Source organism: Rhizobium sp. B21/90 (assembly GCF_019355815.1).
In the GTDB taxonomy this organism is placed as follows: Bacteria; Pseudomonadota; Alphaproteobacteria; order Rhizobiales; family Rhizobiaceae; genus Rhizobium; species Rhizobium rhododendri.
This window is the reverse complement of record NZ_CP072162.1, coordinates 1,887,804-1,914,412: the sequence shown is the minus strand read 5'-3', so window position 1 is coordinate 1,914,412 and position 26,609 is coordinate 1,887,804. Positions and strand designations below refer to the sequence as shown.

Genomic DNA, 26,609 nt, shown 5'->3' with positions numbered 1-26,609 from the left:
GTGGCTCGCTCCTACCCTTAGCGACCCGAACCAAGCTCTCGCTTGAAGGCCGCCGTCACGATATCGATCAACTGCCTGTGGATGGCACTCCTGGAGCGGCCGCCGTCCCTGCAGATCGGATCGCCGATCTCCTTTGCCATAGCGGTCTCTTCAGCCCCCGGCTTGCATTCGGCGAACATGCTGAAATGACTGGCGTCCGGGATCGTCGAGTATCTCGACTTTAAAATCGCCTTGGCAACTCCGGCCGCATCTGCGGTGGCTGGAATTGCACCCGGCTTGCCAAGATTGACGATCTCGACGGGAATGGAAATTTCCGCGAACGTCCCGGGCTGGAAAATGTCGATCGGCGCAGGGTCGATCGCCATTGCAAATCGAATGCGCTTGTCTTCGCTATGACGGCCGGAGGACTGCATATCCATGGCATGAAGATCGACACCGCTTTGGCGAACCCAGCCACAAAGCGATGGGTTGAGCGCATCCGTGTCGCAATAGCTTGCGAGCCGCTGCGGATCGATCCGGGCACCGGCCAGCGCCAAGGCTGTGCTGCCGCCCGCTGACAAGCCCAGTGCTCCTGTCTTGTCGCTTTCCAGATGCTCTTTGAAAAAGGCGTCTTTCCCGATTGCATCCAGAGTATCGCTGATATCGCCAGGTCTCAGCCAAAGTTTCATCGTCTCCGCTGCGGATCGCCCGGCCCCCGAATTGCCAGGGTGGTTGGGAGCCGCGACGATGAAACCCTCGCTAGCCAGTGGCGCTGCGAGCCAGCTCAGCGCCTGCGCGTTTCCGGCGATACCGGCGCCATGCGAAAGCAAGACAACGGGAAATGCACCCTCCGAGATCGGAGCGCCAAGCATGGCAGGCGTTCCCACGAAGAACGTGCTTTCTCCGAGCAGCGTGGATTTTCCACCGGGGAGCGCCTGGTACCAGACGGTAACGTCTAGATCGGTGCCGCGCTCAGGCGACGGTACGGAAATTTCGCGCACTCCGACATTCTCACTGGCCAGGGCTCGCTGCTGCGCCGGCATCGTCAAGACTGTAGCCATGCACAGTATGGCGATGGTTTTTAGTGGAGAAAGCATATTGGTCCTCATGCTTGCGAGCGCCGAGGAGTAAGTTTCCGCGTGTCGTGGCGGAGAGAAGGCCGGCGCGCTTCGAAGCACAGCATCGACCACGGTCCTCAACCACGCGACCTTGATCGCAATCCCGGACGTCCGAAATCGCGATCGAGGTCCATGCCGGCGCCAGGTTGCGACCGCAGCCTTCGCACCTCCAATAAAATCATCACGCAAACGGCACCACACAGTGCTGGATTTGTTGCCGGAATCGCGAGACAACAGGCTCTGATCAGTGAAAGAGTTTGCGCCATGACCGACCTTGCCACCGTCATTCCCCTGCCCCATCCCACCCTTCTGCCTGTCGATGGAATGGCTACGACCTTTCCGGTGCGGCGTGTCTATTGCGTAGGCCGAAACTATGCCGACCACGCCATCGAGATGGGACACGATCCCAGCCGTGAGCCGCCTTTCTTCTTTCAGAAGAATGCCGACAATCTTCTCGTCGGCAGCGACTTTCCCTACCCACCACTTTCCAGCGACGTTCATCACGAGGTCGAACTCGTCATCGCGCTGAAATCCGGCGGCAGCGATATCCCGGTCGAGGCGGCCTTGGGTTGCATTTACGGATACGGCGTCGGCATCGATTTCACACGCCGCGACCTGCAGGCCGTTGCCAAGAAGGCAGGCCGCCCCTGGGAGGTTGCCAAGGCCTTCGAGCATTCGGCACCCGTCTCAGCCCTAGTACCCGCCGAGCGCACCGGTCATCCTAACTCCGGCGCCATCTGGCTCGAGGTCAATGGCGAGCGCGTGCAGAACGGCGACATCGAGCAGATGATCTGGAAGATCCCCGAAATCATCGTCGAACTGTCGAAGCTGTTCACGCTTGCCGCTGGCGATGTGATCCTGACCGGCACGCCGGCGGGCGTTGGCCCTGTCACCAAGGGCGACCGTATTACCTGTGGCGTCGATGGCGTCGCCACGATGTCGCTGACCGTCATCTGACCGGGAGAACGCCATGCCGATCTATATGCTGGGAGGACTGACCCCGAAGACGCCGCCTGCCGGACGCTACTGGCTGGCGCCGGATGCGTCGATCATTGGAAAGGTCGAGCTTGGCGAGGACGTCGGCATCTGGTTTGGCGCGGTATTGCGCGGTGACAACGATCCGATCGTCATTGGTGCACGGACCAATATCCAGGAAGGCAGCATGGTCCACACCGATGCCGGCTTTCCGGTCGTCATCGGCGAAGGCTGCACGATCGGTCACCACGCCATCGTCCACGGCTGCACCATCGGCGACAACACGCTGGTCGGCATGGGCGCCACCATCCTCAACGGCGCCCGCATCGGCAAAAATTGCCTCGTCGGCGCAAATGCACTGGTGACGGAAGGCAAGGAATTTGCCGACGGCTCGCTGATCGTCGGCTCGCCCGCAAAAGCGATCCGTCTTCTCGACGACGCCGCCATCGAAGGCCTGCGCCGCTCGGCAACAAGCTACGTCGCCAACTGGCAGCGTTTCGCACGGGATCTGAAGCTGGTCGATTAAAAGTCAAAAGCGCGCTACAATCGCTGAGATCAGCGTGTCACGCTTTACCACTGTTCCCGGACATTTCTCCGCTAGACATGCCTCAGCGTTTGTCCTCGGGGGATTTGTCGAGGGCGCGATCAAAACCCTTTTCCGCCGTCTTCTTCAGTTCTTCGCGATGGGCGTCGGCCTGTTTCGGGTCGCTCCGCGCCGCATCGCTTGTGGGATCCAGCTTTTTCGCGTCGACGTCGTTGTTGCTGTTGTTGTTGGCTGCAGCCTTGTCGTTGGTCATTCTTTTCTCCTGGTTGCCATCCCCAACCAGAAGCGATGCCATAGGTTCCAACGCAGCTATCAGCTAATGGACCTCACACGGTCGGCAGCATGCCGTTCAACCGTAGCCAGGTCTCCACCAGCTGGGTCCAGCTGCGCACCGATGGCCGGGTCTTGCCCATGCCCCAGCCGTGGCCACCGGATTGGAAGATGTGCAGCTCGGTGTCGACATCAGCAGCACGCAGTGCGCGGAACAGCATGAGGCTGTGGTCGACGGGCACGATAGGGTCATCCATCGCATGCGCGACGAAGGTCGGTGGCATGTCTTCCGTGACGTGCTGCTCGACCGAAAAGGCCTCGCGCATGTCTTCTGTCGGCTTCTTGCCGCAGATCTTCAAACGGCTCATGGTCTGGTCGAACGGCGCCATCATCGTCACGACCGGGTAGAGAAGGGCTGCGAACGCGACGTCGCTTGGCGAACTGTCGATTTCGTCGGTTTGCACGTAGAACTGCTCGGCGGCCTTGGTGGCCAGCATCCCGGCAACGTGGCCGCCGGCGGAAAAGCCCATCACGCCCAGCCTTGCCGGATCGATCCCGAGGCGTTTCGCCTCCGTGTGGAGGATCTTCATAGCCCGGATACCGTCGAGGAACGGCGCATGGATGCTCCAGCCCTCCTGCGGCACGCGATAGACGAGTTCAACGGAGGTGATGCCACGCGACGCGAAGTAGATGGCAGCCGGCGTGCTTTCGTTGACGATATCGACGCGCGCATATCCGCCGCCCGAACACATGAGCATCGCTGCCCCGGTCGGCTTGTCCGGCTTGTGGATGATAATGCGCGGCAGCGAGATCTGTGTCAGCGACCCGCGCGGCGTCAGGTTCTCGCCCTGGCCCGGACCGGCGCCACCCGGAGGTGAACCCGTCCAGAGGTTGATCACCTCGATCGTAGAATTCTGGGCAGGGTCTGGCGTGGCCGCCACCGCTGCGGTTGTCGTCGTCTGGACGGCTGCGGCTGCAACTGCCGCGCCAACCAGGAAATTTCGTCTTTTCAAATCCATCATCCCTGCCCCGTCAGAAGCATATGACTGAACTATGTCACGAATTTATTTCGAATAACGACTATAATGCACTGCAATATGGATGGTTGCTTTTTAGCATCGATTTTCGACGACTTTTCCACAATCGCAATTTTTGACACCCACTCGGATCAGCTAGGTACAATAGCGTAACCCATTGATTTCATTTCAAGACGTGCTTCTTGATATTCCACCGGTCATGATACCAGAGCCATTGCTCCGGATTTTCCCGTACCCAGCTTTCCACCTTGTCGTTCATCATCTGGGCAGTGGCCGGCAGATCGAGTGCGCCGGTATCGGTGCGCGGCAGCTCCATCCTTGGCTCGATTTCCAGCCGGAAGCGATTGTTCGGCAGCCGGACGCAGCGGGCCGGATAGACCTCGCATTCGAACTGCCGCACCAGCTTCGGCAGCAGCGGATTGGTCTTCACGTCGCGGCCGAAGAATTTCGTCCGCAGTCCCTTGCGGAATTTCTGGTCGACGAGCACGCCGACGCTGCCGCCCTCGTCCAGCTGGCGCGCGAGGGCAAAGGATGAGCCGGCATGCGAGGGAACCAGATGACCCATCCGCTTGGCGCGGAAGTCGTAGACTTTCTTTGCGACATAAGGATTGTTCGGAGGCCTGAAAAGCACGGTGACTTCAAGTCCGAAAGCGGCACTGGCCACCGGCAGCAATTCGAAATTTCCAGTATGGGCGGTAAAAACGATGAACGGCCGTGGATTGTCGCGCAATTCCAGAAAGATCGGTACGCCGGAAACCTCGATGCGGCCCGGCTCGCTCTTCTCGGGATCGAAGTCGAAAAGGCGGTCGAGGAACACATATTCCGCCGCCAGCCGCCCCATGCTCCCCCAGCTGGCAAGCGCAATTGCCTCGATCTCCGCATCGCTCTTTTCCGGAAAAGCATTGCGCAGATTGGTGAGCATTAGCGCATGACGACGCGTACGCGGACCGACCTTGCGCATCAGCCAGTCGGCAAACCGTATGCCGCCATCAGCTGGAAACAGCTTCAGGAAATTCAAGAACCCAAAGGCCAGCTGCGCGATCGACCATTGGCGAAAGTGCCGAAAGGCCAGTACGATCCGGGTGATGAAGAGCTTCACCGGTCAATCCATCTTCAGGATGATCTTGCCGAAGATCTGCCGCGACTCCATCCGCTCAAGCGCCCTGTCGATGTCGTCGAAACTTACTTCCGTGTCGATGACGGGATGCACGTAGCCGCGCGCCATCTTCTGCATGGCATCAGCCATGTTTTCCATCCGGCAGCCGAACGAGCCCATCAGCTTCAACTGCTGCTGGAACAGCATCATCAGGTTGATTTCTGTGGAGACGCCGGATGTCGAGCCGCAGGTGACCAGCCGGCCACCGCGCTTCAGGCAGAACATCGACTGTCCGAACGTGTCCTTGCCGACATGTTCGAAGACGACGTCGACGCCCTTCTTCTTGGTGAGCTTGCGCACCACGCCCTCGAAGCGGTCGACGCGGTAGTTGATGACGTGATCGGCGCCAAGCGCCTTGGCCCGTTCGATCTTGTCGTCGGAACCGACCGTGGTGATGACGGTGCAGCCAATGTTCTTTGCCAGTTGGATCGCCGCCGAGCCGATGCCGGAGCCGCCGGCATGGATGAGGATGGTCTCGCCGGACTGCAGCTTGGCATTGTCGAACAGCATGTGCTCGACTGTACCGAAGGTGACCGGGGCAAGCGCTGCCGCGATGGCATCGACGCCGGGAGGCGCCGGCACCAGCAGACGGGCCGGCAGGTTGACCTTCTCCTGCGCAAATCCGTCGAGATGAAAGCCATGCACGCCGCTGACGTTTTCACAAAGATTATCGCGGCCCGCGCGGCAGTGATGGCAAAGGCCGCAGGTGCGCGCGCCATAGATCGACACCAGCTGGCCCGGCAATACGCTGGATACGCCGGGGCCGATGGCTTCGACGACGCCGGATGCTTCGGCACCGATGACAAGCGGCATCTTGCGCTTGGCAAAGGCCATGCCGCGCCATCCCCAGACGTCGATATGGTTCAGCGCCACCGCTTTGACGCGCAACGTCACTTCGCCGGGACCGGGAGCATCCGGTTCAGGAAGGTCGGTGATTTCAAGCTTGCGGTCGTCGACGAGTTGCAAAGCACGCATGGAAAGGCCCTCCGCCCGAAGGCGTTATCAAGTAAATCGTGTGGCGACAGGCTCTAGAGCATTTCGTCCAGAACTGGAAGCCATTCCGTTGGCAGTACGCGGATGCCGGCGCAAAGGATCACGCGTCGGGCCGAATGAAAACAGCCGCCCTTTCGCAAGGCGGCTGTGTTTCAGACAAACTTGCGTCATTCGCGGCCTCTAGGCCGGATCGAGCGCCATGACAAGGCTGGCATTCTGCCCGCCGAAGCCAAACGAATTCGACAGCACCGCGTGGACCTGCGTCTCGCGCTTGACGTTCGGCACCACGTCGAGGTTGATGCTTGTGTCCGGAATGGCGTAGTTGATGGTCGGCGGCAGCGTACCCGTCAGCATCGTCTGCAACGAGAACACGGCTTCGACGGCGCCGGCAGCAGTCAGCGTATGGCCGATCATCGACTTGTTGGACGATACCGGGATGTTGGCAAGCCGCTCGCCGAAGACGGCCAGCATCGCGCCATATTCCATCTTGTCGTTTTCCGGCGTCGAGGTGCCGTGGGCGTTGATGTAGCCGATATCGGTCTCGGCCATGCCGGCGTCCGCGAGCGCCGCCCGGATCGTGGCAATGGCCGGCGCGCCGTCCGGCGAGGAGCGGGTGCGGTGAAAGCTGTCGGCCTTGTCGCCGGCGCCCTTCATGATGCCGAGGATTTTTGCCCCGCGCGCAACAGCTGATTCCAGCGATTCTAGCACCAGCGTCGCGGCACCTTCGGCAATCACGAAACCGTCCCGGTCCTTGCTGAAAGGCTTTGATGCTTTGGTCGGCGGATCGTTCTGGGTCGAAAGCGCCGAGAGCAGCGAAAAGCGGATCAGCGCCTCGGCGCTCAGCGAGCCGTCTGTCGCGACCGACAAGGCCCGCTCGGTGCGACCCTGGCGGATCGCCTCGATCCCGAGCTGGATTGCGGTGGCACCCGAGGCACAGGCTGTCGACAGCGTCACCGGCAGGCCGCGCGTGCCGAAGCGGTCGGACAACCGCTCGGAGATGGCGCCGAACGAGGCGGCCTCGTGGAACGACGGATCGGGCCGCTCGCGCATGGCGGCAAGAAAGCGTTCATAGGCATCGCCCGGATGATCGGCCGGCGGCGAGCGGTCGCCGAGCGCGAAACGGGCACTCCATTCCGGCTCGATCGGCGGAGCGGCCAGGAACAGCGGACCGTTGAAATCACCGGACAGGCCAGCCTGCGCCAGCGCCTCGACGGTGGTCTCGCGGGCAAACGCATAGGAGCGCTCGACGGCGTTGGAAATCGGCACCTCGATAAAATCGACGGTACCGGCGATGCGGGTCGAGATGTTGTCGGTCGGAAACCGCGTGATGGCGTGGATACCGGAGACGCCTGATGTCAGCGCATCCCAGTTGTCCTTCAGGCCCTGGCCGAGCGAGGTGATGATGCCCATGCCGGTAACGGCAACGATCGCTCGTCCGAGATGGTCCCTATAGGCTGCAGCTGTCATGCTCATCACTCCTGAGGCTCAGTGGACAGGACGGCAACGCCCTCGCCGCGCGTATGTCCGACGGTCGTCACGATCGCCGTCCGGGCGGCTGTGCCCATCGGCTTTTCATGGTTTGGGTCGAACGCCGGCACCTTGGCCTTGTTGGCCAGCGCCAGTGCGGCAAACGCGATGCCGAGCGGAAACTGCGTTTCGAGCCCGTGTCCGGTAACGCCGCCATAGCCACGGATCGCCGCTTCCGGGAGTGTCTTGTCCAGCACCGCCTTCTCGCGGGCTGCAATCTCGTGGAGACCGGAGCTTCCGGAGAACACGATGGTCTCGCTGCCGAAACCGATGGCAGGCTCGAGCAACCGCTCGAGGCGGGCCTCGAACTTGCCGTCGTCGCGGTTGCCGCGGTCGCCCTCGATCGCGTCGATGGTCGCATAGATATGGGCACTGCGGCTTTCGGCGTGGGCTCGTGATTCCAGAACCAGGAAGGCTCCGAGCGAGCCGACGATCATGCCGCCGCCGCCGCCTTCGCGACGAGACCACAAGGGCTGCCAGTCGCCGACGCTGTGGCCGCCGATCGATTCGAACAGCAGGATCATGTCCAGCCGCTCTGCCGAAAACGCGCCGCCGACCAGCGCATGGGTGGATTCGCCGGATTTGATGCGGTGAAAGGCGGTCTCGACCGCCGATATGCCGGCAGCCTCCTCGCCCATGAAGGTCCGCGACGAGCCGGTGACCTTGTGGACGATAGAGATATTGCCTGCGAGCAGGTTTGAAAGCTGGGCGAGAAACAGCGTTGGCCGTAGCTCTGTCGTCAGCTTTTCGTTGAGCATCAATTCGCGGTCGTTGCGCTTCAGGCCCTCGTCGACGATCAGCGTATCGACATTGATGTCGCGCTCGCCACCGCCGGCAGCAACGATCATGTCCATCGCGCCGCATGCCTCGAAATTGTCCTTGAAGCCGGCGTCGTCGAGCGCAAGACCGGCGGCAAAGACGCCGATGCGCTGCCAGTTCTCCATCTGCCGCTGGTCACCGCGCTTGGGGATCTGCTGCGACCAGTCGATCTCTGGCAACGGGTGCACGGGATAGGGCTTGAATTTTTCTGTCTCGACGATGACAGCCGGCGATGTGCCCGATGTCAGCAGCGCAACATGCGCATCCTTGCCGACGCCCTGGCAGGTTACGATACCGACGCCTGTGATGACGACGTCATTGGGAGCCTTGCTCATACATCAATCCTTTTCGGCTGCGTCGCGGATGGCCAAGCCTGTTCAGGCGCTGGCAGCAATCGCGTCGAGAAGCCCGACTTCCGTGGCGCGCTTGCGAACAATATCGGCCAGCGGCACCTCATTAAACGGCAGCGTGCGCAGCTTCAACTGCGCATCGCAGACCTTCTTGCCGGCGACAGTGATCTTCGCCTTGGTGACAGCATAGCCGGATCCGTCATGTTCCATAATGGCCTCGATATCGAGTACCGCATCCGGCTCGACGAAGGAACGCATCTTCGCGCCGTCGACGGTCATCAGGAACGGCATCGCGGCAAAATTCGTGGCGGCCAGAACGAGCATGCCGGACGCCTGCGCCATGGTCTCGATCAAGAGGACGCCCGGAACCAACGGCATTCCGGGAAAATGGCCTTCGAAAACCGGACTGTTGGACGGCACGACGGAGCGCGCCTTCAAGATACCCTTGGACAGGTCGACGGACTCGATCCGGTCGATCATCTGGAAATATTCCAGCAGCATGGTGCTCTCCGGTCCGACCCGCGAGAAAAAGCAAAGCGGGTGGGAGATAGTGCTTGGAACAAAACCGCCCGGCCGTCCTATCAAAGGCGGCAGGGCGTTGGCAAAGATGCAGCGGTAGCTCAGGCCTTGGCGGCGCGCAACTCATCGATCTTGGCGCAGAGATTCTTGAGGACGAAATACTCCTCCGTCGAGACCTTGCCTTCGTTGACTTCCTGCGTCCACTTTTCCAGCGGAATCTTGATGCCGAATTCCTTGTCGATCGCAAACACGATATCGAGGAAATCGAGGCTATCGATGCCGAGATCGTCGATCGTGTGGCTTTCCGGCGTAATCGTCGCCCGGTCGATTTCGCTCGTTTCCGCGATGATGTCGGCAACCTTATCGAATGTAGCAGTCACGCCAGTACCTCTTCAAATGATCTTTCGATCTTCGTCATAGGGAAATCCGTCTCAAAAGCCAATGGCCTGCGCGACAGCCTGCCCAAAATTTGGGACAGTGTGTCAGGCAGGGCGGTCGCTGGCTTACTGGCTGATGATAATGCGTGTGTTCTCAAGCCCGGCTTGGCTCGCCATGGAGAAGAACACAGCAGCATTCGCGGTCTGCAAGCGGACGCAACCGTGAGACGCCGGCCGGCCGAGACGGCGGACCTCGGTGGTGCCATGCACCGCATAGCCGCCGTTGAAGAACACCGCGAAGGGCATCGGGGCGTTGTCGTACTTCTTCGAGTGATGGTCGCGGGACAGCCACTTGGCCGTATAGTTGCCCGTCGGCGTGACATAGCCCGGCCGGGCCGTCGAGACTTTCCACTGATAGCGGGTGATGCCGTTTTCACTGACGGTCATCGTCTGGGCGGCAATGTCGATCCGCGCCAGGAGCGCCGAAGCATCGGCAGACGCAGCATAAAAACCGAGGCAGAGAGTTGCCACAGCAGCAGGAATTGTCGTCTTCATGATTTTCCCCTCGGTCGTTGCTTCGGAGCGAGCAATTTCGACTGGCAAAGGAATAGCACGAAGTTTTCTATATTGAATTAATTTGCACGACGCGCGCTGCCTAATTATTTTTTCCGGATCGCACGCAAATCTTTATTAAGAAATTAAAGTAAAACGAGAAAACCCGCAAGCACGGCCAGCGCCAGTACGCTGCAGGCCGTGTAGAAGATGGCCACGCCCGCCTCGACATCGCTCACGGTCGCGGTATCTCGCCCGGATCCGTTGATCATCGGTTCCCGCACAGTCTCTCCGGCATAGATACGCGGACCCGCCAGCTGTATATCGAGAGCGCCGGCCATGGCTGCCTCCGGCCTGCCGGAATTCGGCGAACGGTGCAGACCACCGTCGCGCGCGGCGATGCGAAAGGCATTATTGAGCGCCGTCACACCACGTCGCACCATCGCCCCGAGGGCAATCAACAGGATCGACAACCGCGCCGCCGGCCAGTTCGCGACGTCGTCGAGAAGCGCCGAGGCCCGGCCAAAATCGATGTAGGTCTCGGATTTATGGCCAATCATCGAATCGGCCGTATTGAGCATTTTGTATAGAAGCAGGCCCGGCAGGCCGAAAACCGCGTACCAGAGCACCGGCGCCACCACGCCATCGGAAAAATTCTCCGCCAGGCTCTCGATGGCCGCCCGACAGACAGCGGGCTCGTCCAGCGTCTCCGGATCGCGGCCGACAATGCGCGACACCGCGCGGCGTCCGCCTTCGAGCCCCTCCTGCCGCAACGCCTCCGAGACAGCAATGACATGGTCGGCGAGGCTCTTCTGGGCCAGGAAAACCGCCACCAGCACCGCTTCGATCAGCAGACCGAGCCAGCCGCACATCCCGAGCAAAGCATGCAGCACGCCACCGGCAAGTGCACTCAGCGCCAGCAAGGCCAGTATCGACACGAGACCGTTGCGACGACGGTCTGCGGCCGAAAGCCGCGTCAGATTATAGCGCTTGTCGACAAAGCTGATCGCCTTGCCGAACAGCACCACCGGATGCGGCAGTCTCGTCCAGAGCCAGTCGGGATCTCCAACGATCCGGTCGAGCAGCAGAGCCAATACGAGGATGAGCAGGTGTTCGTCGATGATCATGATGTCAACCCGGTGAGTGCCGAGGCCAGCCGGCGATCCTCTGCCGCATCGGCCGTCAGCCCGAAACGCAGCCACTCTGCGGCATAGTCGAATTTGCGGACCAAAATGTGATGCCGGCAAAGGTGCTCGTGAATCGCACCCGCCCTGCTGTCGACAACAAGGGAAAACAGATCGGTCCCGCCGGCAACCGACAGCCCCGCACCGCCCAGCACCGAGCGCAATGCGGCGCTGCGTTCGGCCAGGTGCCTGCCGATTACCGCCGTGTCTCCTGCAAACACGGTAGCCGCCAGCGACAACGCCGGACCCGAAACCGCCCAGGGTCCGAGCCAGTCCTCGAAACGTTCCTGCAGGAAAGGATTGGCGAGCACGAAACCGAGCCTGATACCCGCCAGCCCGAAGAACTTTCCAAACGACCGGAAGATTATCAGCTTGTCCATCTGGGACACCAGCGACGCAAGGCTCGCCTGCGGGCTGCCGTCTCCAAAAGCCTCGTCGACCACCAGCCACGCATCCTGCCGGCAAAGTCGATGCTGGCGCGCCACCAGTTGGTCGGGCGTATGAACGCGACCATCCGGATTGTTGGGATTGACGACCACCACCAGCCCATGCGCCTCCGTCACGGCGTCGAGATCGGCGATCTCATCGACGGCAAGGCCAGCCAGCGAAAACACGCGCCTGTACTCACCGTAGGTCGGCCCCAGCACGGCGACGCGCCTGTCCTCGACCACCAGACGCGGCAGCAGCTGGATGACCGACTGCGTCCCCGGCACCGGCAACGGCCGGCAATCGCCACTGCGGTAGTAGGTCTGCGCGGCCAGCCTGGCGCGCTCCACCAGATGTTGGTCCGGCAGCCGGTGCCATGCGCTCGCTTCTATCGGCGGGATCGCCACCGGGTTGGGGTTGATCCCCGTCGACAGGTCGAGCCAATCGTGGGCTTCGCCGCCGTAGAGATGCGCTGCGGCAGTGATGCCGCCGCCATGGGCGATCCGGCCGCTCATCCGGGCTCTCCGGACAGGTCGATCAGGTGCATATAGGAACCGGCGACATTGCCGCGCTGCAGGCCGGCCGTGCCGAGATCGTTGTCCAGGGCATCGGTAACGGCAAACAGCGGGTCGGCGTCGCCTTCGGATACCAGCGTCGAATAGTGAAATTCATGCGCTTTCATCGGCGCTTCGAAGAAGCTGCCCGGCAATGGCGTTACGCGGCGATAGCCGAGATGCCGCTTGCGCGTCTCGTAGCTGGTGACGACAGGCAGAAGCCCTAGCATCGCATGGCGCCCACCGGCTGCATCGATCAGCCCCTCACCGAGCGTCATATAGCCGCCGCACTCGCCAAAAATCCTGACGCCACGCCCGGCCGCCGCCCGCATGGCGGCGCGAAACGCGCTGGCCGAAGCAATGGCCCCGGCGTGCAACTCCGGATAGCCTCCGGGCAAATAGATGGCATCGGCATCTGCCACCGGTGCCTCGTCTGCAAGCGGCGAGAAGAACGAGATCTCCGAGCCGCGCCGCCGCCAGCCCAGCAGCATGTGTTCATAGGAAAAGGCGAAGGCGATGTCGCGGGCGACGGCGATCTTCTGGCCGAGCGGCGCCATGCGGAGAATATTGGCAGGAGAGGCCTTGGCATGTTCCGCACCGGCGCGCATCAGCAGATCGAAATCGCACTCGGCGGAAACAGCCGCTGCGGCACGCTCGACAAACTCCTCGAGCCCCGAGTGTTCGCCAGCCTGCACCAGCCCCAGGTGACGCTCTGGCACCGCCAGCCCCGGATCGCTGCGCACTACGGCGACGACGGGCATGCCGATTGCCCGCAGCGCCTGGCGCAGCATCAGCTCGTGGCGAGCGCTGCCAACCCGGTTGAGAATGACGCCGACGATGCGGATGTCGGCGCGAAAATTGGCAAAGCCGCTGACAAGCGCCGCCACCGATTGCGACGTCCGCGTCGCATCGACGACGAAAACCACCGGCAGAGACAGCATCGCCGCCAGATCGGCCGCTGTACCCTGACCATCGGCAGCGCCGTCGAAGAGGCCCATCATCGCCTCGACCACTAGCATCCTGCCGCCTTCCCGGTGGAGGGCGGCATTGGCGGCGATCAGTTCCGGGCGCATGCCCCAGGGATCGAAATTGAGGCAGGTCGTCCCGCTCGCCGCCGCATGGAAGGCGGGATCGATATAATCGGGTCCGGCCTTGCCCGGCGCCACGGCAACGCCCCGATTGCGCAGCGCCCGCAAGAGCCCGAGCGTTATCGTCGTCTTGCCCGACCCGGAGGACGGCGCCGAAATCAACAGCCCGCTCATACTCGCACCTGTCTCGGTTCGCAGATGCTTTCAGGCACCAATGTGCGCCCGGAGAGTGCGCCCAGCCAATCCAGCGATGGGCGCAGCCCTACCACCGCGCCGATGACGACGATGGCAGGCGGCGAAAGACCTGCGCTTGCAACATCCGCCTCGGCAGATCCGAGCGTCGTCTCCAGCACCTGCTGGCGCGGTGTCGATGCATTGCAGACGAAGGCGACAGGCTCGTGCAGCGACCGGCCGGCAGCAATGAGATTGGCAACGATCTGGGAGATGTGTTTCATCGCCATGTAGATGACGATCACCGGCGACCCCTTGCCGATCGCCTGCCAGTCGATGGCATCTGGCACCAGCCCCGACGAATCATGACCCGTGAGGAAGGTCACGGCGTGATTGACGTCCCGGTGGGTCACCGGAATGCCGGCATAGGCAAGTCCACCGATCCCGGCGGTGACGCCCGGCACGATGCGGAACGGGATGCCATGCTCGACGAGCACCAGCGCTTCCTCGCCACCACGCCCGAAAACGAAGGGATCCCCGCCCTTCAGCCGCAGCACCCGCTTGCCGGACCGCGCCAACTCGACCAGCCGCAGCGAAATATCGCGCTGCTTTGCCGAAGGCTTGCCCCCACGCTTGCCGGCATATTCGAGCACGGCACCGGCACCGGCGAGCCTAAGGCAGGCATCGTCGACCAGTGCATCGTGGACGATGACATCAGCCTCAGACATAGCCTTTGCAACCAGCAACGTCAGCAAGCCCGGATCGCCCGGCCCCGCCCCGGCCAGCCAGACGCTGCCCGGCTCAAGGGTTGGCAATGTGGAAAACAGGGTTTGGCTCATGATTGCTGTCCTAAGCGCCGACTACTCAAATTGCAATCTTGCCTGACGCCGCACCGGATCGTCCAACGAGCATCATAGCCCCTGCCACTCTGGCGACGAAGCCGCACTCCACTATGCCTCCGCGTCTTCCAACAATACGACCGATATCTGAAGGCAGCAGCTATGTGAAAGCGTATGGTTGAACCATAGGATGAGCGAATTCCGACACCATCACCCCACGATCACATCCCGGATCAGATCCACGACCTTCTCCGACTCGATCCCGACGCACACCGTCTGGCTCGACAGTCCGTCCCAGTGGCCCGGGGGGAAGTGGCGGCCGTCGGGCTTGACGATGGTCTGGCCCTCGGCGATGCCGCCGCAGACCACGCGGACGGCACCTGATATCGAGGTGAAGAGGTTGGGGGCGACGATGTAGGCGCTGGCGCAGCTGTCGTGCACCATCATGCCGTCCTCGACCGCGTGCTTGTAGAAATCGATGTAGGACTGCGAGAGGTCGGCGAGCAGTTGCACGTCCTTGCCGCCGGCCTTGGCCATGTCGGCGAGATAGCTGCGGCTCATTGTGGTGATGGCTGTCACGTCGAGGCCGATCAGCACAACCTTCCAGTCGGCCGTCATGACGGCGTCCGCAGCCTCGGGGTCGCCGTAGATATTGGCTTCAGCCACCGGCGAGACGTTGCCCGGCACGTAGAAGGCGCCGCCCATGATGACGACGTCCTTGACCAGTCCGGCAATCTCCGGATCGTGCCTCAGCGCCAGCGCCAGGTTGGTCATCCGGCCGACGGCGACGAGCCGTACCTCGCCGGGATTAGCCCGGACGGTATCGATGATGAACTGGTAGGCCGGGCGCGGATCGATGGGAAGATCGATGGTTTCAGGCACGTCGATATCACCGAGACCGTTGACGCCGTGCACATGCGTCGGCCAGCCATGCTCCTTGCGCGACGGATCGAAGGTTGCGTCGGCGCCTCGTGCCACCGGGCATTCGAAGCCCCATTCACGTTTCAGGAACAGCGCATTGCGCGTCGTCGTGTCGACCGAGGCATTGCCAAAGATGGTGGTGACGCCGATCAGGTCGATCTCGGGATGACGGTGCAGGAAAAGCAGCGCCATAGCGTCGTCGACGCCGGGATCAGTGTCGTAAATGACCTTGTGCATGGAAATTCCTCATCGCGGCACGGAGCCGGCAGCCATCTCGGCCAGCGGCGAAAGACGTCACCATACCGGCGCCGGGCGGTTTCGCAATATCGCAGATGCCCGGCCGGTCGGTCGTCCAGCACGAAATTCAAACGACGGCGGCAATTGCCACGGTGGCGAGCACGGATTTGAGTTTCGGCACGATGAGCACGGCCTCAGGCCCCGCCCCGGCCAGCGCCGCAGCTTCCGCGACACCATGGCAACCGACGAGTGCGAAAATCTTGTCGGAGGGATTTTGCAGCCGCGGCGTCTCGCGCTCGAGCCGCTCGGCATCGAAAAACAGGGCCGGAATGCCGTAATAGGCCGCAACGGCAAGGATAGCCGGCTCCTTCGCCTTGCCGTCGATCGAGGATAGCGCCTGGAGGTCACGGGCATCGAGACCAGCTCCCGCGAGGGCGCACTTTGCCAGGGCCAGCAACTCGACGTCCGATGCGCCGCTCTCGCAGCCCATGCCGATCACAAGGCGGGACCTGCCGGACGATTGCCGATCGGAAGACGAATGGGTCACGCATGCTCTCTTCGGTAACAATGGCGATCTGTCTAGGCTTCAGCGCGGCTCACGTCAATTTTCGTCGCCCCCGCAAACAACGATTGCAGCCGGCAAGCGCGGGTGCCAGAAGACGCTCCAGTGAAATCGGGTGGCCCGCCGTGCAAGACATCTCCTTTCAACTGCTCCTGCTTCTGTTCATGGCAGCATTCTTTGCCGGCTTCGTCGATTCGATTGCCGGCGGTGGCGGATTGATTACCGTTCCGGCCATGCTGATCGCCGGCATACCGCCGCTGCAGACGCTCGGCACCAACAAGCTGCAAAGCATCTGCGGCTCGGCCTCGGCGACCATCGCCTACGCCCGCAAGGGCCATGTGCAATTGCGCGAGCAGGTGCCGATGGCAGCCATGGCGGCGCTCGGTGGCGTGCTCGGCGCGCTGCTGGCGACGATCATGCCAGCAGATCTGTTGCGCACCATCATGCCTTTCCTGCTGATCGCCATCGCTCTCTATTTCGCGCTGAAGCCCAACATCAGCGATGTCGAGACCCACAGGCGGATGACGGCGCTGATGTTCGGCCTGACCGTCGTGCCGCTGGTCGGCTTCTACGACGGCGCCTTCGGCCCCGGCACCGGCTCGTTCTTCATGCTCGGCTTCGTCAGCCTCGCCGGTTTCGGCCTGTTGAAGGCGACCGCCCATACCAAGCTTCTGAACTTCGGCTCGAATTTCGGGGCGCTTGTAGTCTTCCTGTTTTCCGGCGCCATCCTCTGGAAGATCGGCATCCTGATGGGCATCGGCCAGTTTCTGGGCGCCCAGGTCGGCTCGCGGCTTGCCATGCGTATCGGCGCAAAAGTCATCAAGCCGCTGCTGGTCGTCGTCTGCATCGCCTTCGCGATCAAACTGCTGGCCGATCCGAACAATCCCGTCAGGCTTTGGCTCGGCTACTGAGGGCTCCAGGGAACGCCGATTAGAACAGCGCCAGCAGCAGCGCACCGCTGGCAATCAGCGCAACGCCGAGCCAGTTGACCATTCCAAGCTTTTCCCCGAGGAAGACGACGCCGAAGATGGCGACCAGTACGATCGACAGCTTGTCGATAGGCGCGACGCGGGCCGCATCGCCGAGCTTCAGGGCCCGGAAATAAGCGATCCACGAGCCGCCGGTAGCAAGGCCGGACAGGCCGAGGAACAGCCAGGTCTTGGCAGAAATCGTCGAAGGCGCCTGCCATTGGCCGGTGGCGGTAACGATAGCGGCGAGGATGACGATGATCACCATGGTGCGGATCAGCGTCGCGAGATCCGAATTGACGCCGGAGATGCCGATCTTGGCGAAGATCGCGGTCAGCGCCGCGAAGGCGGCCGACAGGATCGCCCAGAAAACCCAGCTCTGCGTCATCAATATTCCACTCCGGCCTGCCCCTTGATCCCGGAGCGGAACGGATGCTTGATCAGCTCCATCTCGGTCACCAGGTCGGCGATCTCGAACAACTCTTCCTTGGCATTGCGGCCCGTCAGCACGACATGCGTCATATAAGGCTTTTCCGTTTTCAGAAACTCGATGACCTCGGCCAGATCGAGATAATCGTAGCGCAGCGCAATGTTGATCTCGTCGAGCAGCACCATCGAGTTGCGCTCGTCGCGGATAAGCTCCTTGGCCTTCTCCCACGCAGCTCCAGCCGCCGCCACGTCGCGGGCGCGGTCCTGCGTCTCCCAGGTGAACCCCTCGCCCATGGTGTGGAAGGCGCATATATCCGAGAAATGCTTCTCGATCAGATCGCGCTCGCCCGTCCACATCGCGCCCTTGATGAACTGCACGACGGCGGAGCGCTTGCCGTGGGCAATATGCCGAAAGATCATCCCGAAAGCGGCCGAAGACTTGCCCTTGCCCTTCCCGGTGTGGACGATGATCAGCCCCTTGTCGCCGCTCTTCGTCGCCATGATCTTATCACGCGCCGCCTTCTTCTTCGCCATCTTCTCGGCGTGGCGGCTATCGTCGGGCCTTTGCTCCGGCGCGGTCACGCCGTCGGTTGTGTCTTCGCTCATGGCTGTCGTCCTGAAATCTCGGGCTTCTGTGCCAGCGGGCCGCCCGGCCGGAAATGGAAACCGATTTGCGGCTCGCTAATTGTTTTCGGCGTGTGCAGAAAACTGGTCATACTCTCTACAACGACTATCATGCCAGCGCCTCTTCGCCTGTTTGCATCAGAGCGAACCGCGCCGAGTTGCTGCGCGGTGTCCACAGCTGGCGATCGATCGCCTCCAGCAGCCGCTCCTTCATTTCAGCGAAGGCAGCGGGGTTCTTCTCCGTCATGAAATCGGCAACGCGGGCGTCTGCTACGAAGGCCTGGTAGACCGCCTCGAAGTGGTGATCGCGGACGGCGCCTGTCGTTGCCGAAAAGGCGAACAGAAAATCAACGGTCGCAGCGATCTCGGCGGCACCCTTGTAGCCGTGGCGCATGACGCCGGAAATCCATTTCGGATTGACGACGCGGCCGCGCACCACCCGGCCGATCTCTTCCTCAAGCGAGCGGATCACCGGCTTTTCGGGCCGCGAATGGTCGTTGTGATAGATAGGCGGCCGGGCACCGCCCAGTTGCTCGGCCGCCGCCGCCATGCCGCCCTCGAACTGGTAGTAATCGTCGCTGTCGAGCAGGTCGTGCTCGCGGTTGTCCTGGTTCTGCACGACGGCCTGAATCGATGCCAGCCGCTCCTCGAACACACCGCGCTCGGCTTTGCCATCTTCACCGGCGCCATAGGCGTAGCTGCCCCAGACTAGATAGGCCTCGGCGAGATCGGCGCGCTTCTCCCAGCCCTTTTCGTCGATCAGCGCCTGCAGGCCAGCACCGTAGGCGCCCGGCTTGGAGCCGAAGACACGATAGCCGGCCCGTTTTGCTGCTGCAACCGCATCCAGCCCCTCGGCCATCAGGCGCGCGGTTTCTCCCTGCATGCGGGCTGCGATCGCATTGTCCTCAGGGTCTTCATCCAGCGCGCCCACAGCCCGGACGGCCTTGTCGAACAGCGCGATCTGCTCGGGAAAGGCATCCCTGAAGAAGCCGGAAATCCGCAGCGTCACATCCACCCTAGGACGACCAAGCATGGCCGGCGGTATGATCTCGTAGCCGGTGACCCGCCGAGACGCCATGTCCCACAGGGGCTTGACACCAATCAGCGCCATCGCCTGGGCAATGTCGTCGCCACCGGTGCGCATATTCGACGTGCCCCAGGCCGTCAGGCCGATCGAGACCGGCCATTCGCCATGATCCTGGACATAGCGCCGTACCAGCAGTTCGGCCGAGGCCTTGCCAAGCTGGTAGGCCGCCGGCGTCGGCACCGCGCGGCTGTCGACGGAATAGAAGTTGCGGCCCGTCGGCAGCACGTCCGGCCGGCCGCGCGTCGGCGCGCCCGACGGGCCCGGAGGCACGAAGCGGCCGTCGAGACCGGCCAGCAGCCCGTCGATCTCGGCCGGTCCACAGGCCTGGATCGAGGGTTTCAGGCGGGACTCAATTTCGGCAAGCACGGCCTGCGTCTGCGACCAATCCGGCGGGCAGAGGCTGGTGCCATCGACCAACCGCGCGGCCAGCAATTCGATGCGCTCCACGGTATCGCCGTTGGTGCGCCATGGGTCGCCGGATACATCGACGAGGATTTTCGGGCGCTGGCCTGCCCAGGCATCGGCCATCCCGCAGTCGAGCGGGTCGAAGGTTTTGGGTTGCGGAGGTTTACCCCCCTCTGTCCTGTCGGACATCTCCCCCACAAGGGGGGAGATCGATGGGGCGGCGGCAATCTCCACACTGAAGTCCGCTTTTGCACCAAGCTCCGCAGGTGCATTTTTGTGACCATGGCGCGGCATACCAATCTCCCCCCCTGTGGGGGAGATGTCAGCAGAGCTGACAGAGGGGGGTAGAGCGGCAGACACAACCGCCGCAAGCCCAGCATCGGCAGCAATCGCCCGCTGCAGGCTCTGGTCGCCGCCCTCGCCCAAACCGCGCGGCACGCGGGCCAGCGCCACCGTCAGGTCTGTCAGCAGCCGCCCCTGCGGCGACACGCCGAAGACGTGCAGCCCGTCGCGGATCTGCATTTCCTTCAGGTCGCAGAGATAGGCATCGAGCTTCTGCAGCGCGCTGTCCTCGCTCTCGCCCTTGGCAATGCCCGCATCCTGATCGAGCCCGATATCAGTGACGAGATCGAGGATCTGCTTGCGCAGCAGCAGGATGCGGCGCGGGTCGACGCCGGAGGCTTCGTAATACTCGTCTACAAGCGCTTCGAGGTCCTTCAGCGGACCGTAGCTTTCGGCGCGCGTCAGCGGCGGCGTCAGGTGGTCGATGATCACGGCACTGGTGCGGCGCTTGGCCTGCGTGCCCTCGCCGGGATCGTTGACGATGAACGGATAGAGATGCGGCATCGGCCCGAGGATGGCCTCGGGATAGCAGGTCTCCGACAGCGCCAGTGCCTTGCCCGGCAGCCATTCGAGGTTGCCGTGCTTGCCCATGTGGATGACGGCATGGGCACCGAATTCCAGGCGCAGGAATGCATAGAAGGCGAGATAGCCATGCGGCGGTACGAGATCCGGCGAGTGATAGCTCTCCTTCGGATCGATGTTGTAGCCGCGCGCCGGCTGGATGCCGACCAGCATTTCGCCGAAGCGGGCAAAAGACAGGGCGAATGCGCCATCGACGACATAGGTGTCGCCCTCAGGCCCACCCCAGCGCGCCGACACTTCATCCTGAATCTGAACGGGAAGAGACGCAAAGAAGGTCTTGTAACGACTCATCGAAAGCGTTTCGCGGATGACCTTCCCGTCGCGGCCGGAGTTGGTCGGCCCCTGCATCAGATGGGTGATCAGCGCATCGCCATCTGCCGGGATATCGGCCACCGGATAACCGTTCGCCGCCATCGCCCGCATGACTTCCACCGTGCCGGCCGGCGTGTCCAGCCCGACGCCGTTGCCAAGCCTGCCGTCGCGGTTCGGATAGTTGGCCATGACCAGCGCCACACGCCGAGAGGCCGCCGGCGTCCGACGCAGCCGCGCCCAGTTGGCGGCGAGCGCTGCGGTATAGCGCATGCGATCGATCGATGGCTCGCTGCCGACGATATTAGCCTCCACCCGCTCGTCGTAGCGGGCTGCGGCCTTGAACGATACGGCGCGCGACAGCACGCGGCCGTCGACTTCGGGCAGCGCCACGTTCATGCCTAGATCGCGCGCCGAAAGACCCTGCGCCGAGGCAGTCCAGGCCTCCTTGGAAGACGCGGAGAAGATCGCCTGCAGCACGACGGCGTCGCTCGCCTCCAGCACCGTCGGCTTCCGGTCTGCGCCGGGGGCGGAGATCGCAAAGCCCGTGGTGTTGATGACCGCATCCGGCAACGCGGCGCCAAAAATGTCCGCGATGATGGACTTGGATGCCGGGTCCTTGAGACTATAGGCGAACACCGGCAGCGGCCGCACACCGGCCTCGACCAGTGCCGATATCATCGCCTCGACAGGCCGGGTCTCCCCGCTCTGAACGAGAGCCCTGTAAAAGCTGATTGCGACAATAGGCCGTTGCCCCCGGTTATTCTCCCCCCTTGTGGGGGAGATGTCGGCCCGGCCGACAGAGGGGGGTAACGTCGTAACCTCAGAGGCCGCCAGCCATTCCTCAACATCGACAACACCCTGCCCCGGCCACCAGATGCCGGCCTTGGCAAGCGGGCTCGCCGGCTGCGGTTTTTCGGCTCCGGACAGCATCGCCGACGCATAGGCCAGAAACGCCCGCGCGTTATCGTCGCCGCCCTCGATCAGGTAGGCCCACAACGCATTGAGATCGTCGAGCGCGATGTTGGAAAACGGCATGACGCCCGGATCCGGCTTGGAATCGCCCGGTATGACCGCGATCTTAACCCCCTGCCGTGTCGCCACTGAATGCAGCGCTTCCAGGGCATATTGAAAATAGCTGGCGCCACCGAGCGCCCGGACGATGATCATCTTCGCATGCCGCGCCGTCCGCTCGACATAGGTATCGACCGACATCGGATGTTTCATGCTGAGCAGGCTTGCCAGACGCAGCGAATGGGTGCCGTCATTGTGGGCATAAGCCGCAGCGATAGCGGCAAGCTCGGTATCGGCTGCCGACAGAAACAGGATATCGCCCGGCGATTGACCGAGGTCGATCGCCTCGTCGCCATCGGATATCGAGCCCTTCTGGGCTAGGAGAAGATGCATGTAGCACCTCCCCGATGGGCGGGTTCTAGCACGGGGCGGCGCCCCCCTCTGTCCTGTCGGACATCTCCCCCACGAGGGGGGAGATGTCACGCAGTGACAGAGCGGGGTAAGCCACGGCAAAGACCATCAAACAAGCACCTCGATCGCACTGCGTACCGCCGCCTGGTCCATATCGTGCAGCCCGATCACCACCAGACGCGTCGCGCGGACTTCGCCCGGCGTCCAGGCTCGGTCGAAATAATGGTCGACACGGCTGCCGACGGCTTGCAGTTGCAGCCGCATAGGCTTGCCCGGCACATCGACGAACCCCTTGAGACGCAGCACGTCGTGATGGCCGATGACTGTCTTCAGCCGCTCGATAAACGTGACCGGCTCGGCGATAGGCCCGAGGTCGACAACGAAACTGTCGAACTCGTCATGGTCGTGCGGCGTGCCGTCGGCATGCTCGATCTCGTGGTGGGACAGGCGGTTGCCGACATCGGCCTCCGTGCCGATCCCGAGCCCGAGCAGCACGGCTGCCGAAACCTCGCCGTTGCGAGCCTCGATCATCGGGGGCTTGCGCTCGGTGCGCGACTGGACCTCGGCACGCACGGCCGCAATGCCGGCGGCGTCCAGCAGGTCTGTCTTGTTGAGCACGATGAGGTCGGCGCAGGTCAGCTGGTCCTCGAACAGTTCCTCGATCGGGTTGTCATGGTCGAGCGAGGCATCTTCCGCCCGCGCCGCATTGACGGCGTCGTGGTCGTCGGCAAACCGGCCGGCAGCGACGGCAACGCTGTCGACAACGGTGATCACGCCATCGACCGTCACGTGAGTGCGGATGTCGGGCCAGTTGAAGGCCGCCACCAGCGGCTGAGGCAGCGCCAGGCCGGATGTCTCGATGACGATGTGGTCGGGCCGCGGGTTGCGGGCAAGCAACTGAGTCATCGTCGGAATGAAGTCATCGGCGACCGTGCAGCAGATACAGCCGTTGGTGAGCTCGATGATATCGTCGGCAGAGCAGTTCTCGGCACCGCAATCCTTCAACACGTCGCCGTCCACGCCGAGATCGCCGAACTCGTTGATGATGAGGGCGATGCGCTTGCCGCCGGCATTCTGCAGCAGGTTGCGGATCATCGTCGTCTTGCCGGCCCCGAGGAAGCCGGTGATGACGGTGGCGGGAATTTTCTGTTGCAATGAATCAGCCTTTCATTTTCAGCGGCAGTCCGGCGGCGACGAAATAGACGTCGGTGGCCTCAGCCGCGATCATTTGGTGGAGACGTCCGGCATGGTCGCGAAAATCCCGCGCCATGCGGTTTTCCGGCACGATGCCGAGGCCGACCTCGTTGGAGACGAACACCAGGCGCGCCCTTGCGCCCGGCAGGAATTTGCAGAGTGAGGCGAAGGCGGCAGCCATGTCGCGCTCCTCCATCATCAGGTTGGTGACCCACAGCGTCAGGCAATCGACAAGAACAGCGCGGCCGGGCGCGTCGATGGCACCGAGTGTGCCGACAAGATCGAGCGGCTCCTCATGCGTCGTCCAGCCCTCGCCGCGATCGACGCGGTGTTGGCGGATGCGCTCCGCCATCTCGGCATCCCAGGCTCGGCCGGTGGCGACGTAATGGCGGTCGAGGCCGGAGCCTGTAACGAGCGCCTCGGCAAAAGACGACTTGCCGGAGCGCGCGCCGCCGAGCACGAGGGCCGTTCCGAATGTTGGGGATGACATCAGGTTGTTCCGATCCTCACGCGGTTCTGCGCGAAGCTGCAAGCGTGCAACAGTTCGGATCAGGCAAGCGCGCCGCAATGACGCGCAAAAGCAAACGTTCAGCCATGACAACCTCCGTGCTGGCAGCGGGACGACGTCCCAAAGGGTGGGCTTTTCGCCCGGCACGGATGGCAGGTCTCCTGGCTCACGGTTGCAATCTCCGGCCGAAACGACGGATATCGTTCCGGCCGGAGATCACGGGTCTCTCTCGCCTTCCCGGCAGGTCATCATGAAAAGGCGGACGATTCGTAGATGAAGAGGCGTCCCACCCCGGTAAATCATGATGCCACGCCAGTGGCTTTTCCGATGCCTTCGACTTCAGGCCCGCCTGCACCATTGCAGAACATCACCCGTCGTCCCGGAACACCGGACGAAAGACCCTGACCGTTCTACAGTCGCGGGGTCGGCTGCGATAGGAGCGCCCTGTATGGGTCCGCCCGGTCACATTCCCTTTTGATCCCATACCGTTTTCACGGCGCGGGAACCTTCCGTTATGCGTTCAGGATTAGGCCTTCGCCTTATGCAAGTCAACTGATCGACGAATTCGGTTTCTGCCATATATGTGTTGAAACGGCGCTGAAATCATTCCCGGCGGCGGTCTTTTTGTCGCAATTGCCAGTGTAAAGACGTCCTGCTTTAAACAACCGCCTCTCTTTCATGCGTAACGCCATGCTTCAACGATTCCATGCGCCCCGCTTTCGCACCCTCCGGTCGCTTTTCGAAGCCGGGCGGATGCGCGCGATCCTGCGACAGAGCGAAGTCGGCCTCGTCATAGCCGGCGCCTTGGTCGGCGTGACGTCCGGGCTGGCGGTGACGGCCATGAGCCTGATCTCTCGCCAGATGCACATGCTGATCTACGGTATCGGCGATGACGGCAGGCTGAGCAGCGCGGTGATCGACAACAAGCTGTTGTTGCTGCTGGCGCCGATTGCCGGCGGCGTGCTGCTGGGGCTGATGCTGTTCATTCTCTCCAAGACCCGCAAAAAGCCGATGATCGACCCGATCGAGGCCAACGCGCTTCACGGCGGCCGGCTGTCGCTGACCGATAGCATTCTAGTCTCCATCCAGAACCTCATATCCAACGGTTTCGGCGCATCCGTCGGGCTGGAGGCCGGCTATACGCAGATCGCCGCCGGGATCGCCTCGAAACTCGGACTGAAACTGCAGCTGCGCCGCGGCGACCTTCGCACCCTTGTCGGCTGCGGTGCGGCCGGAGCCATCGCCGCAGCCTTCAGCGCCCCCCTCACAGGCGCCTTCTATGCCTTCGAGCTGATCATCGGCAGCTACACCATCGTCACCCTGACCCCGGTCGTCGTTTCCGCCCTCGTCGCAACGCTGGTCGCACGCCTGCTCGCCGGCAGCGACGTGATGATCGACATCGGAGATTTCGGCAGCGTCGTGCCGGCCGACTACATTCCGGCCCTGCTTCTCGGCGCCGTCTGCGCCGGTTGCGGCATCCTGCTCATGCAGGGCGTCTCCTTCATCGAGGAGCTGGCCCGCAAGAGCGCCATCCCCCAGTATGTCCGCCCGGCACTCGGTGGCATCGTCGTCGGCATGCTCGCGCTGATCTCGCCGCAGGTGCTGTCGGCCGGCCACGGTGCGCTGCATCTCAATCTCGGCCGCGATATCGCCATCCCGGCCTTGATCGGCATCCTGCTGCTGAAGTCGCTGGCCTCGGCGGTTTCGATCGGCTCCGGCTTCCGTGGCGGCCTGTTTTTCGCCTCGCTGTTCATGGGCGCCCTGCTCGGCAAGATCTTCGCCTACTCCGCGCCCTACTTCGATCACGCGACGCTGACGCCGGTCATCTATGCCGTGGTCGGCATGAGTTCGCTGGCCGTAGCAGTCATCGGCGGCCCGCTGACGATGACCTTCCTGGCGCTGGAAATAACGGGCGACTTTCCGATCACCGCGCTGGTGCTTGCCGCCGTCATCACCTCGTCGCTCGTGGTGCGCACCACCTTCGGTTACTCCTTTGCCACCTGGCGCTTCCACCTTCGGGGCGAGAGCATCCGCAGCGCCCACGATGTCGGCTGGATCCGCAACCTGACCGTCGCCCGGATGATGCGCCCCGACGTGCGCAGCGCCAACGTCAACATCAGCATCGCCGACTTCCGCCATGATTTCCCGATCGGCTCGACCCAGCGGGTCGTGCTGCTGGACGATGCGGAGAAATATGCCGGCATGGTGCTGGTGCCGGAAATATACGCCAGCCCCGTCGACCAGGACGATGGCGATCGCGGCCTTGGCGATTTCATCCGCTACAAGAACGACTTCCTGCAGCCGCAGATGAATGCAAAGCAGGCGGCCGCGATCTTCGACAAGACCGAAAGCGAAGCGCTGGCTGTGGTCAACAATCTGATCGAGCGAAAGGTCATCGGCCAGCTGTCGGAAAGCCATACCCTGCGGCGCTATTCGGAAGAGCTCGACCGGCGCCGGCGAGAGGAGTCAGGCGAACTCTGAGCCCGCAATCAATTTCAGTATTGACGCGTACGCACCACGCTCTAACTCAGTTGCATC

General features: G+C 62.7%; 25 protein-coding genes and 1 riboswitch. Of the genes, 4 read left to right on the top strand and 21 right to left on the bottom strand.

Translation table 11 applies throughout. The features are described 5' to 3' along the window. Nucleotides 1-17 precede the first annotated feature (17 nt). Nucleotides 18-1,040 (bottom strand): prolyl oligopeptidase family serine peptidase, encoded by a 1,023-nt coding sequence (locus tag J5278_RS09065; protein WP_247750564.1) that lies wholly within the window; start codon nucleotides 1,038-1,040, stop codon nucleotides 18-20. 321 nt (nucleotides 1,041-1,361) lie between these two features. Between J5278_RS09065 and J5278_RS09060 the strand changes: the two genes are divergently transcribed. Both J5278_RS09060 and J5278_RS09055 read left to right on the top strand, forming a co-directional pair. After that, nucleotides 1,362-2,054 carry a fumarylacetoacetate hydrolase family protein gene (locus J5278_RS09060; protein WP_209183964.1) on the top strand — a complete coding sequence of 231 codons (693 nt, stop codon included), beginning with the start codon at nucleotides 1,362-1,364 and terminating at the stop codon, nucleotides 2,052-2,054. A gap of 13 nt (nucleotides 2,055-2,067) precedes the next feature. Further along, on the top strand, nucleotides 2,068-2,598 hold the full coding sequence (locus tag J5278_RS09055) for a gamma carbonic anhydrase family protein (protein WP_209183965.1): 531 nt from the start codon (nucleotides 2,068-2,070) through the stop codon (nucleotides 2,596-2,598). Between the two features lie 82 nt (nucleotides 2,599-2,680). On the opposite strand, the gene J5278_RS09050 is transcribed toward J5278_RS09055, so the two are convergent. The 15 genes from J5278_RS09050 to J5278_RS08980 all read right to left on the bottom strand — a co-directional run bounded on the left by J5278_RS09050 (nucleotide 2,681) and on the right by J5278_RS08980 (nucleotide 16,126). After that, nucleotides 2,681-2,869: a hypothetical protein gene (locus tag J5278_RS09050; RefSeq protein ID WP_209183966.1), complete on the bottom strand. Its 189-nt coding sequence runs from the start codon at nucleotides 2,867-2,869 to the stop codon at nucleotides 2,681-2,683. 73 nt (nucleotides 2,870-2,942) lie between these two features. After that, a complete protein-coding gene (locus tag J5278_RS09045; protein WP_209183967.1) occupies nucleotides 2,943-3,899 on the bottom strand; it encodes an alpha/beta hydrolase in 957 nt (318 codons plus the stop codon). A 187-nt stretch (nucleotides 3,900-4,086) separates the two neighbouring features. Next, nucleotides 4,087-5,022 carry a lipid A biosynthesis lauroyl acyltransferase gene (locus J5278_RS09040; protein ID WP_209183968.1) on the bottom strand — a complete coding sequence of 312 codons (936 nt, stop codon included), beginning with the start codon at nucleotides 5,020-5,022 and terminating at the stop codon, nucleotides 4,087-4,089. Nucleotides 5,023-5,025: 3 nt separating this feature from the next. Then, nucleotides 5,026-6,054 (bottom strand): zinc-binding dehydrogenase, encoded by a 1,029-nt coding sequence (locus J5278_RS09035; RefSeq protein WP_209183969.1) that lies wholly within the window; start codon nucleotides 6,052-6,054, stop codon nucleotides 5,026-5,028. A 198-nt stretch (nucleotides 6,055-6,252) separates the two neighbouring features. Beyond that, the gene (locus J5278_RS09030) at nucleotides 6,253-7,539 is read right to left on the bottom strand and encodes a beta-ketoacyl-ACP synthase (protein WP_219258267.1); all 1,287 of its coding nucleotides are present in this window, start codon (nucleotides 7,537-7,539) and stop codon (nucleotides 6,253-6,255) included. Nucleotides 7,540-7,544: 5 nt separating this feature from the next. Next, the gene (locus J5278_RS09025) at nucleotides 7,545-8,753 is read right to left on the bottom strand and encodes a beta-ketoacyl-ACP synthase (RefSeq protein WP_209183971.1); all 1,209 of its coding nucleotides are present in this window, start codon (nucleotides 8,751-8,753) and stop codon (nucleotides 7,545-7,547) included. Nucleotides 8,754-8,795: 42 nt separating this feature from the next. Continuing rightward, the gene (locus J5278_RS09020) at nucleotides 8,796-9,269 is read right to left on the bottom strand and encodes a 3-hydroxyacyl-ACP dehydratase FabZ family protein (RefSeq protein WP_209183972.1); all 474 of its coding nucleotides are present in this window, start codon (nucleotides 9,267-9,269) and stop codon (nucleotides 8,796-8,798) included. A gap of 119 nt (nucleotides 9,270-9,388) precedes the next feature. Further along, nucleotides 9,389-9,667 (bottom strand): acyl carrier protein, encoded by a 279-nt coding sequence (locus tag J5278_RS09015; protein ID WP_007814022.1) that lies wholly within the window; start codon nucleotides 9,665-9,667, stop codon nucleotides 9,389-9,391. Between the two features lie 123 nt (nucleotides 9,668-9,790). Then, nucleotides 9,791-10,219 (bottom strand): L,D-transpeptidase, encoded by a 429-nt coding sequence (locus J5278_RS09010; RefSeq protein WP_142823079.1) that lies wholly within the window; start codon nucleotides 10,217-10,219, stop codon nucleotides 9,791-9,793. Nucleotides 10,220-10,362: 143 nt separating this feature from the next. After that, nucleotides 10,363-11,343: an adenosylcobinamide-phosphate synthase CbiB gene (cbiB, locus tag J5278_RS09005; RefSeq protein WP_209183973.1), complete on the bottom strand. Its 981-nt coding sequence runs from the start codon at nucleotides 11,341-11,343 to the stop codon at nucleotides 10,363-10,365. After that, nucleotides 11,340-12,341: a threonine-phosphate decarboxylase CobD gene (gene cobD, locus J5278_RS09000; protein WP_209183974.1), complete on the bottom strand. Its 1,002-nt coding sequence runs from the start codon at nucleotides 12,339-12,341 to the stop codon at nucleotides 11,340-11,342. Before cobD ends, cbiB begins: the two co-directional genes overlap by 4 nt. After that, the gene (locus J5278_RS08995; RefSeq protein WP_209183975.1) at nucleotides 12,338-13,642 is read right to left on the bottom strand and encodes a cobyrinate a,c-diamide synthase; all 1,305 of its coding nucleotides are present in this window, start codon (nucleotides 13,640-13,642) and stop codon (nucleotides 12,338-12,340) included. Before J5278_RS08995 ends, cobD begins: the two co-directional genes overlap by 4 nt. Then, a complete protein-coding gene (cobA, locus tag J5278_RS08990; protein WP_209183976.1) occupies nucleotides 13,639-14,478 on the bottom strand; it encodes a uroporphyrinogen-III C-methyltransferase in 840 nt (279 codons plus the stop codon). Before cobA ends, J5278_RS08995 begins: the two co-directional genes overlap by 4 nt. A 210-nt stretch (nucleotides 14,479-14,688) precedes the next feature. Beyond that, nucleotides 14,689-15,636 (bottom strand): nucleoside hydrolase, encoded by a 948-nt coding sequence (locus J5278_RS08985; protein WP_209183977.1) that lies wholly within the window; start codon nucleotides 15,634-15,636, stop codon nucleotides 14,689-14,691. A 127-nt stretch (nucleotides 15,637-15,763) separates the two neighbouring features. After that, complete coding sequence (locus J5278_RS08980) at nucleotides 15,764-16,126, bottom strand: cobalamin biosynthesis protein (RefSeq protein WP_209184130.1); 363 nt, start codon at nucleotides 16,124-16,126, stop codon at nucleotides 15,764-15,766. 236 nt (nucleotides 16,127-16,362) lie between these two features. Here J5278_RS08980 and J5278_RS08975 point away from each other — a divergent pair, with 236 nt between their 5' ends. Further along, nucleotides 16,363-17,109 carry a TSUP family transporter gene (locus tag J5278_RS08975; RefSeq protein ID WP_209184131.1) on the top strand — a complete coding sequence of 249 codons (747 nt, stop codon included), beginning with the start codon at nucleotides 16,363-16,365 and terminating at the stop codon, nucleotides 17,107-17,109. 19 nt (nucleotides 17,110-17,128) lie between these two features. On the opposite strand, the gene J5278_RS08970 is transcribed toward J5278_RS08975, so the two are convergent. The 5 genes from J5278_RS08970 to cobU form a co-directional block, all read right to left on the bottom strand. Then, a complete protein-coding gene (locus J5278_RS08970) occupies nucleotides 17,129-17,554 on the bottom strand; it encodes an EamA family transporter (RefSeq protein WP_142823088.1) in 426 nt (141 codons plus the stop codon). Next, nucleotides 17,554-18,201, bottom strand: coding sequence for a cob(I)yrinic acid a,c-diamide adenosyltransferase (gene cobO, locus J5278_RS08965; protein ID WP_209183978.1), 648 nt, complete (start codon nucleotides 18,199-18,201; stop codon nucleotides 17,554-17,556). Before cobO ends, J5278_RS08970 begins: the two co-directional genes overlap by 1 nt. A 127-nt stretch (nucleotides 18,202-18,328) precedes the next feature. Continuing rightward, on the bottom strand, nucleotides 18,329-22,351 hold the full coding sequence (gene cobN / locus J5278_RS08960) for a cobaltochelatase subunit CobN (RefSeq protein ID WP_219258266.1): 4,023 nt from the start codon (nucleotides 22,349-22,351) through the stop codon (nucleotides 18,329-18,331). Nucleotides 22,352-22,477: 126 nt separating this feature from the next. After that, the gene (gene cobW / locus J5278_RS08955; RefSeq protein ID WP_247749142.1) at nucleotides 22,478-23,464 is read right to left on the bottom strand and encodes a cobalamin biosynthesis protein CobW; all 987 of its coding nucleotides are present in this window, start codon (nucleotides 23,462-23,464) and stop codon (nucleotides 22,478-22,480) included. A 64-nt stretch (nucleotides 23,465-23,528) separates the two neighbouring features. Further along, the gene (gene cobU / locus J5278_RS08950) at nucleotides 23,529-24,053 is read right to left on the bottom strand and encodes a bifunctional adenosylcobinamide kinase/adenosylcobinamide-phosphate guanylyltransferase (RefSeq protein ID WP_209183981.1); all 525 of its coding nucleotides are present in this window, start codon (nucleotides 24,051-24,053) and stop codon (nucleotides 23,529-23,531) included. Nucleotides 24,054-24,204: 151 nt separating this feature from the next. Further along, nucleotides 24,205-24,596: riboswitch (cobalamin riboswitch) on the bottom strand. Nucleotides 24,597-24,761: 165 nt separating this feature from the next. Between cobU and J5278_RS08945 the strand changes: the two genes are divergently transcribed. Further along, entirely contained in the window at nucleotides 24,762-26,552 is a 1,791-nt protein-coding gene (locus J5278_RS08945) for a chloride channel protein (RefSeq protein WP_142823093.1), read from the top strand. The last annotated feature ends 57 nt before the right edge of the window (nucleotides 26,553-26,609 follow it).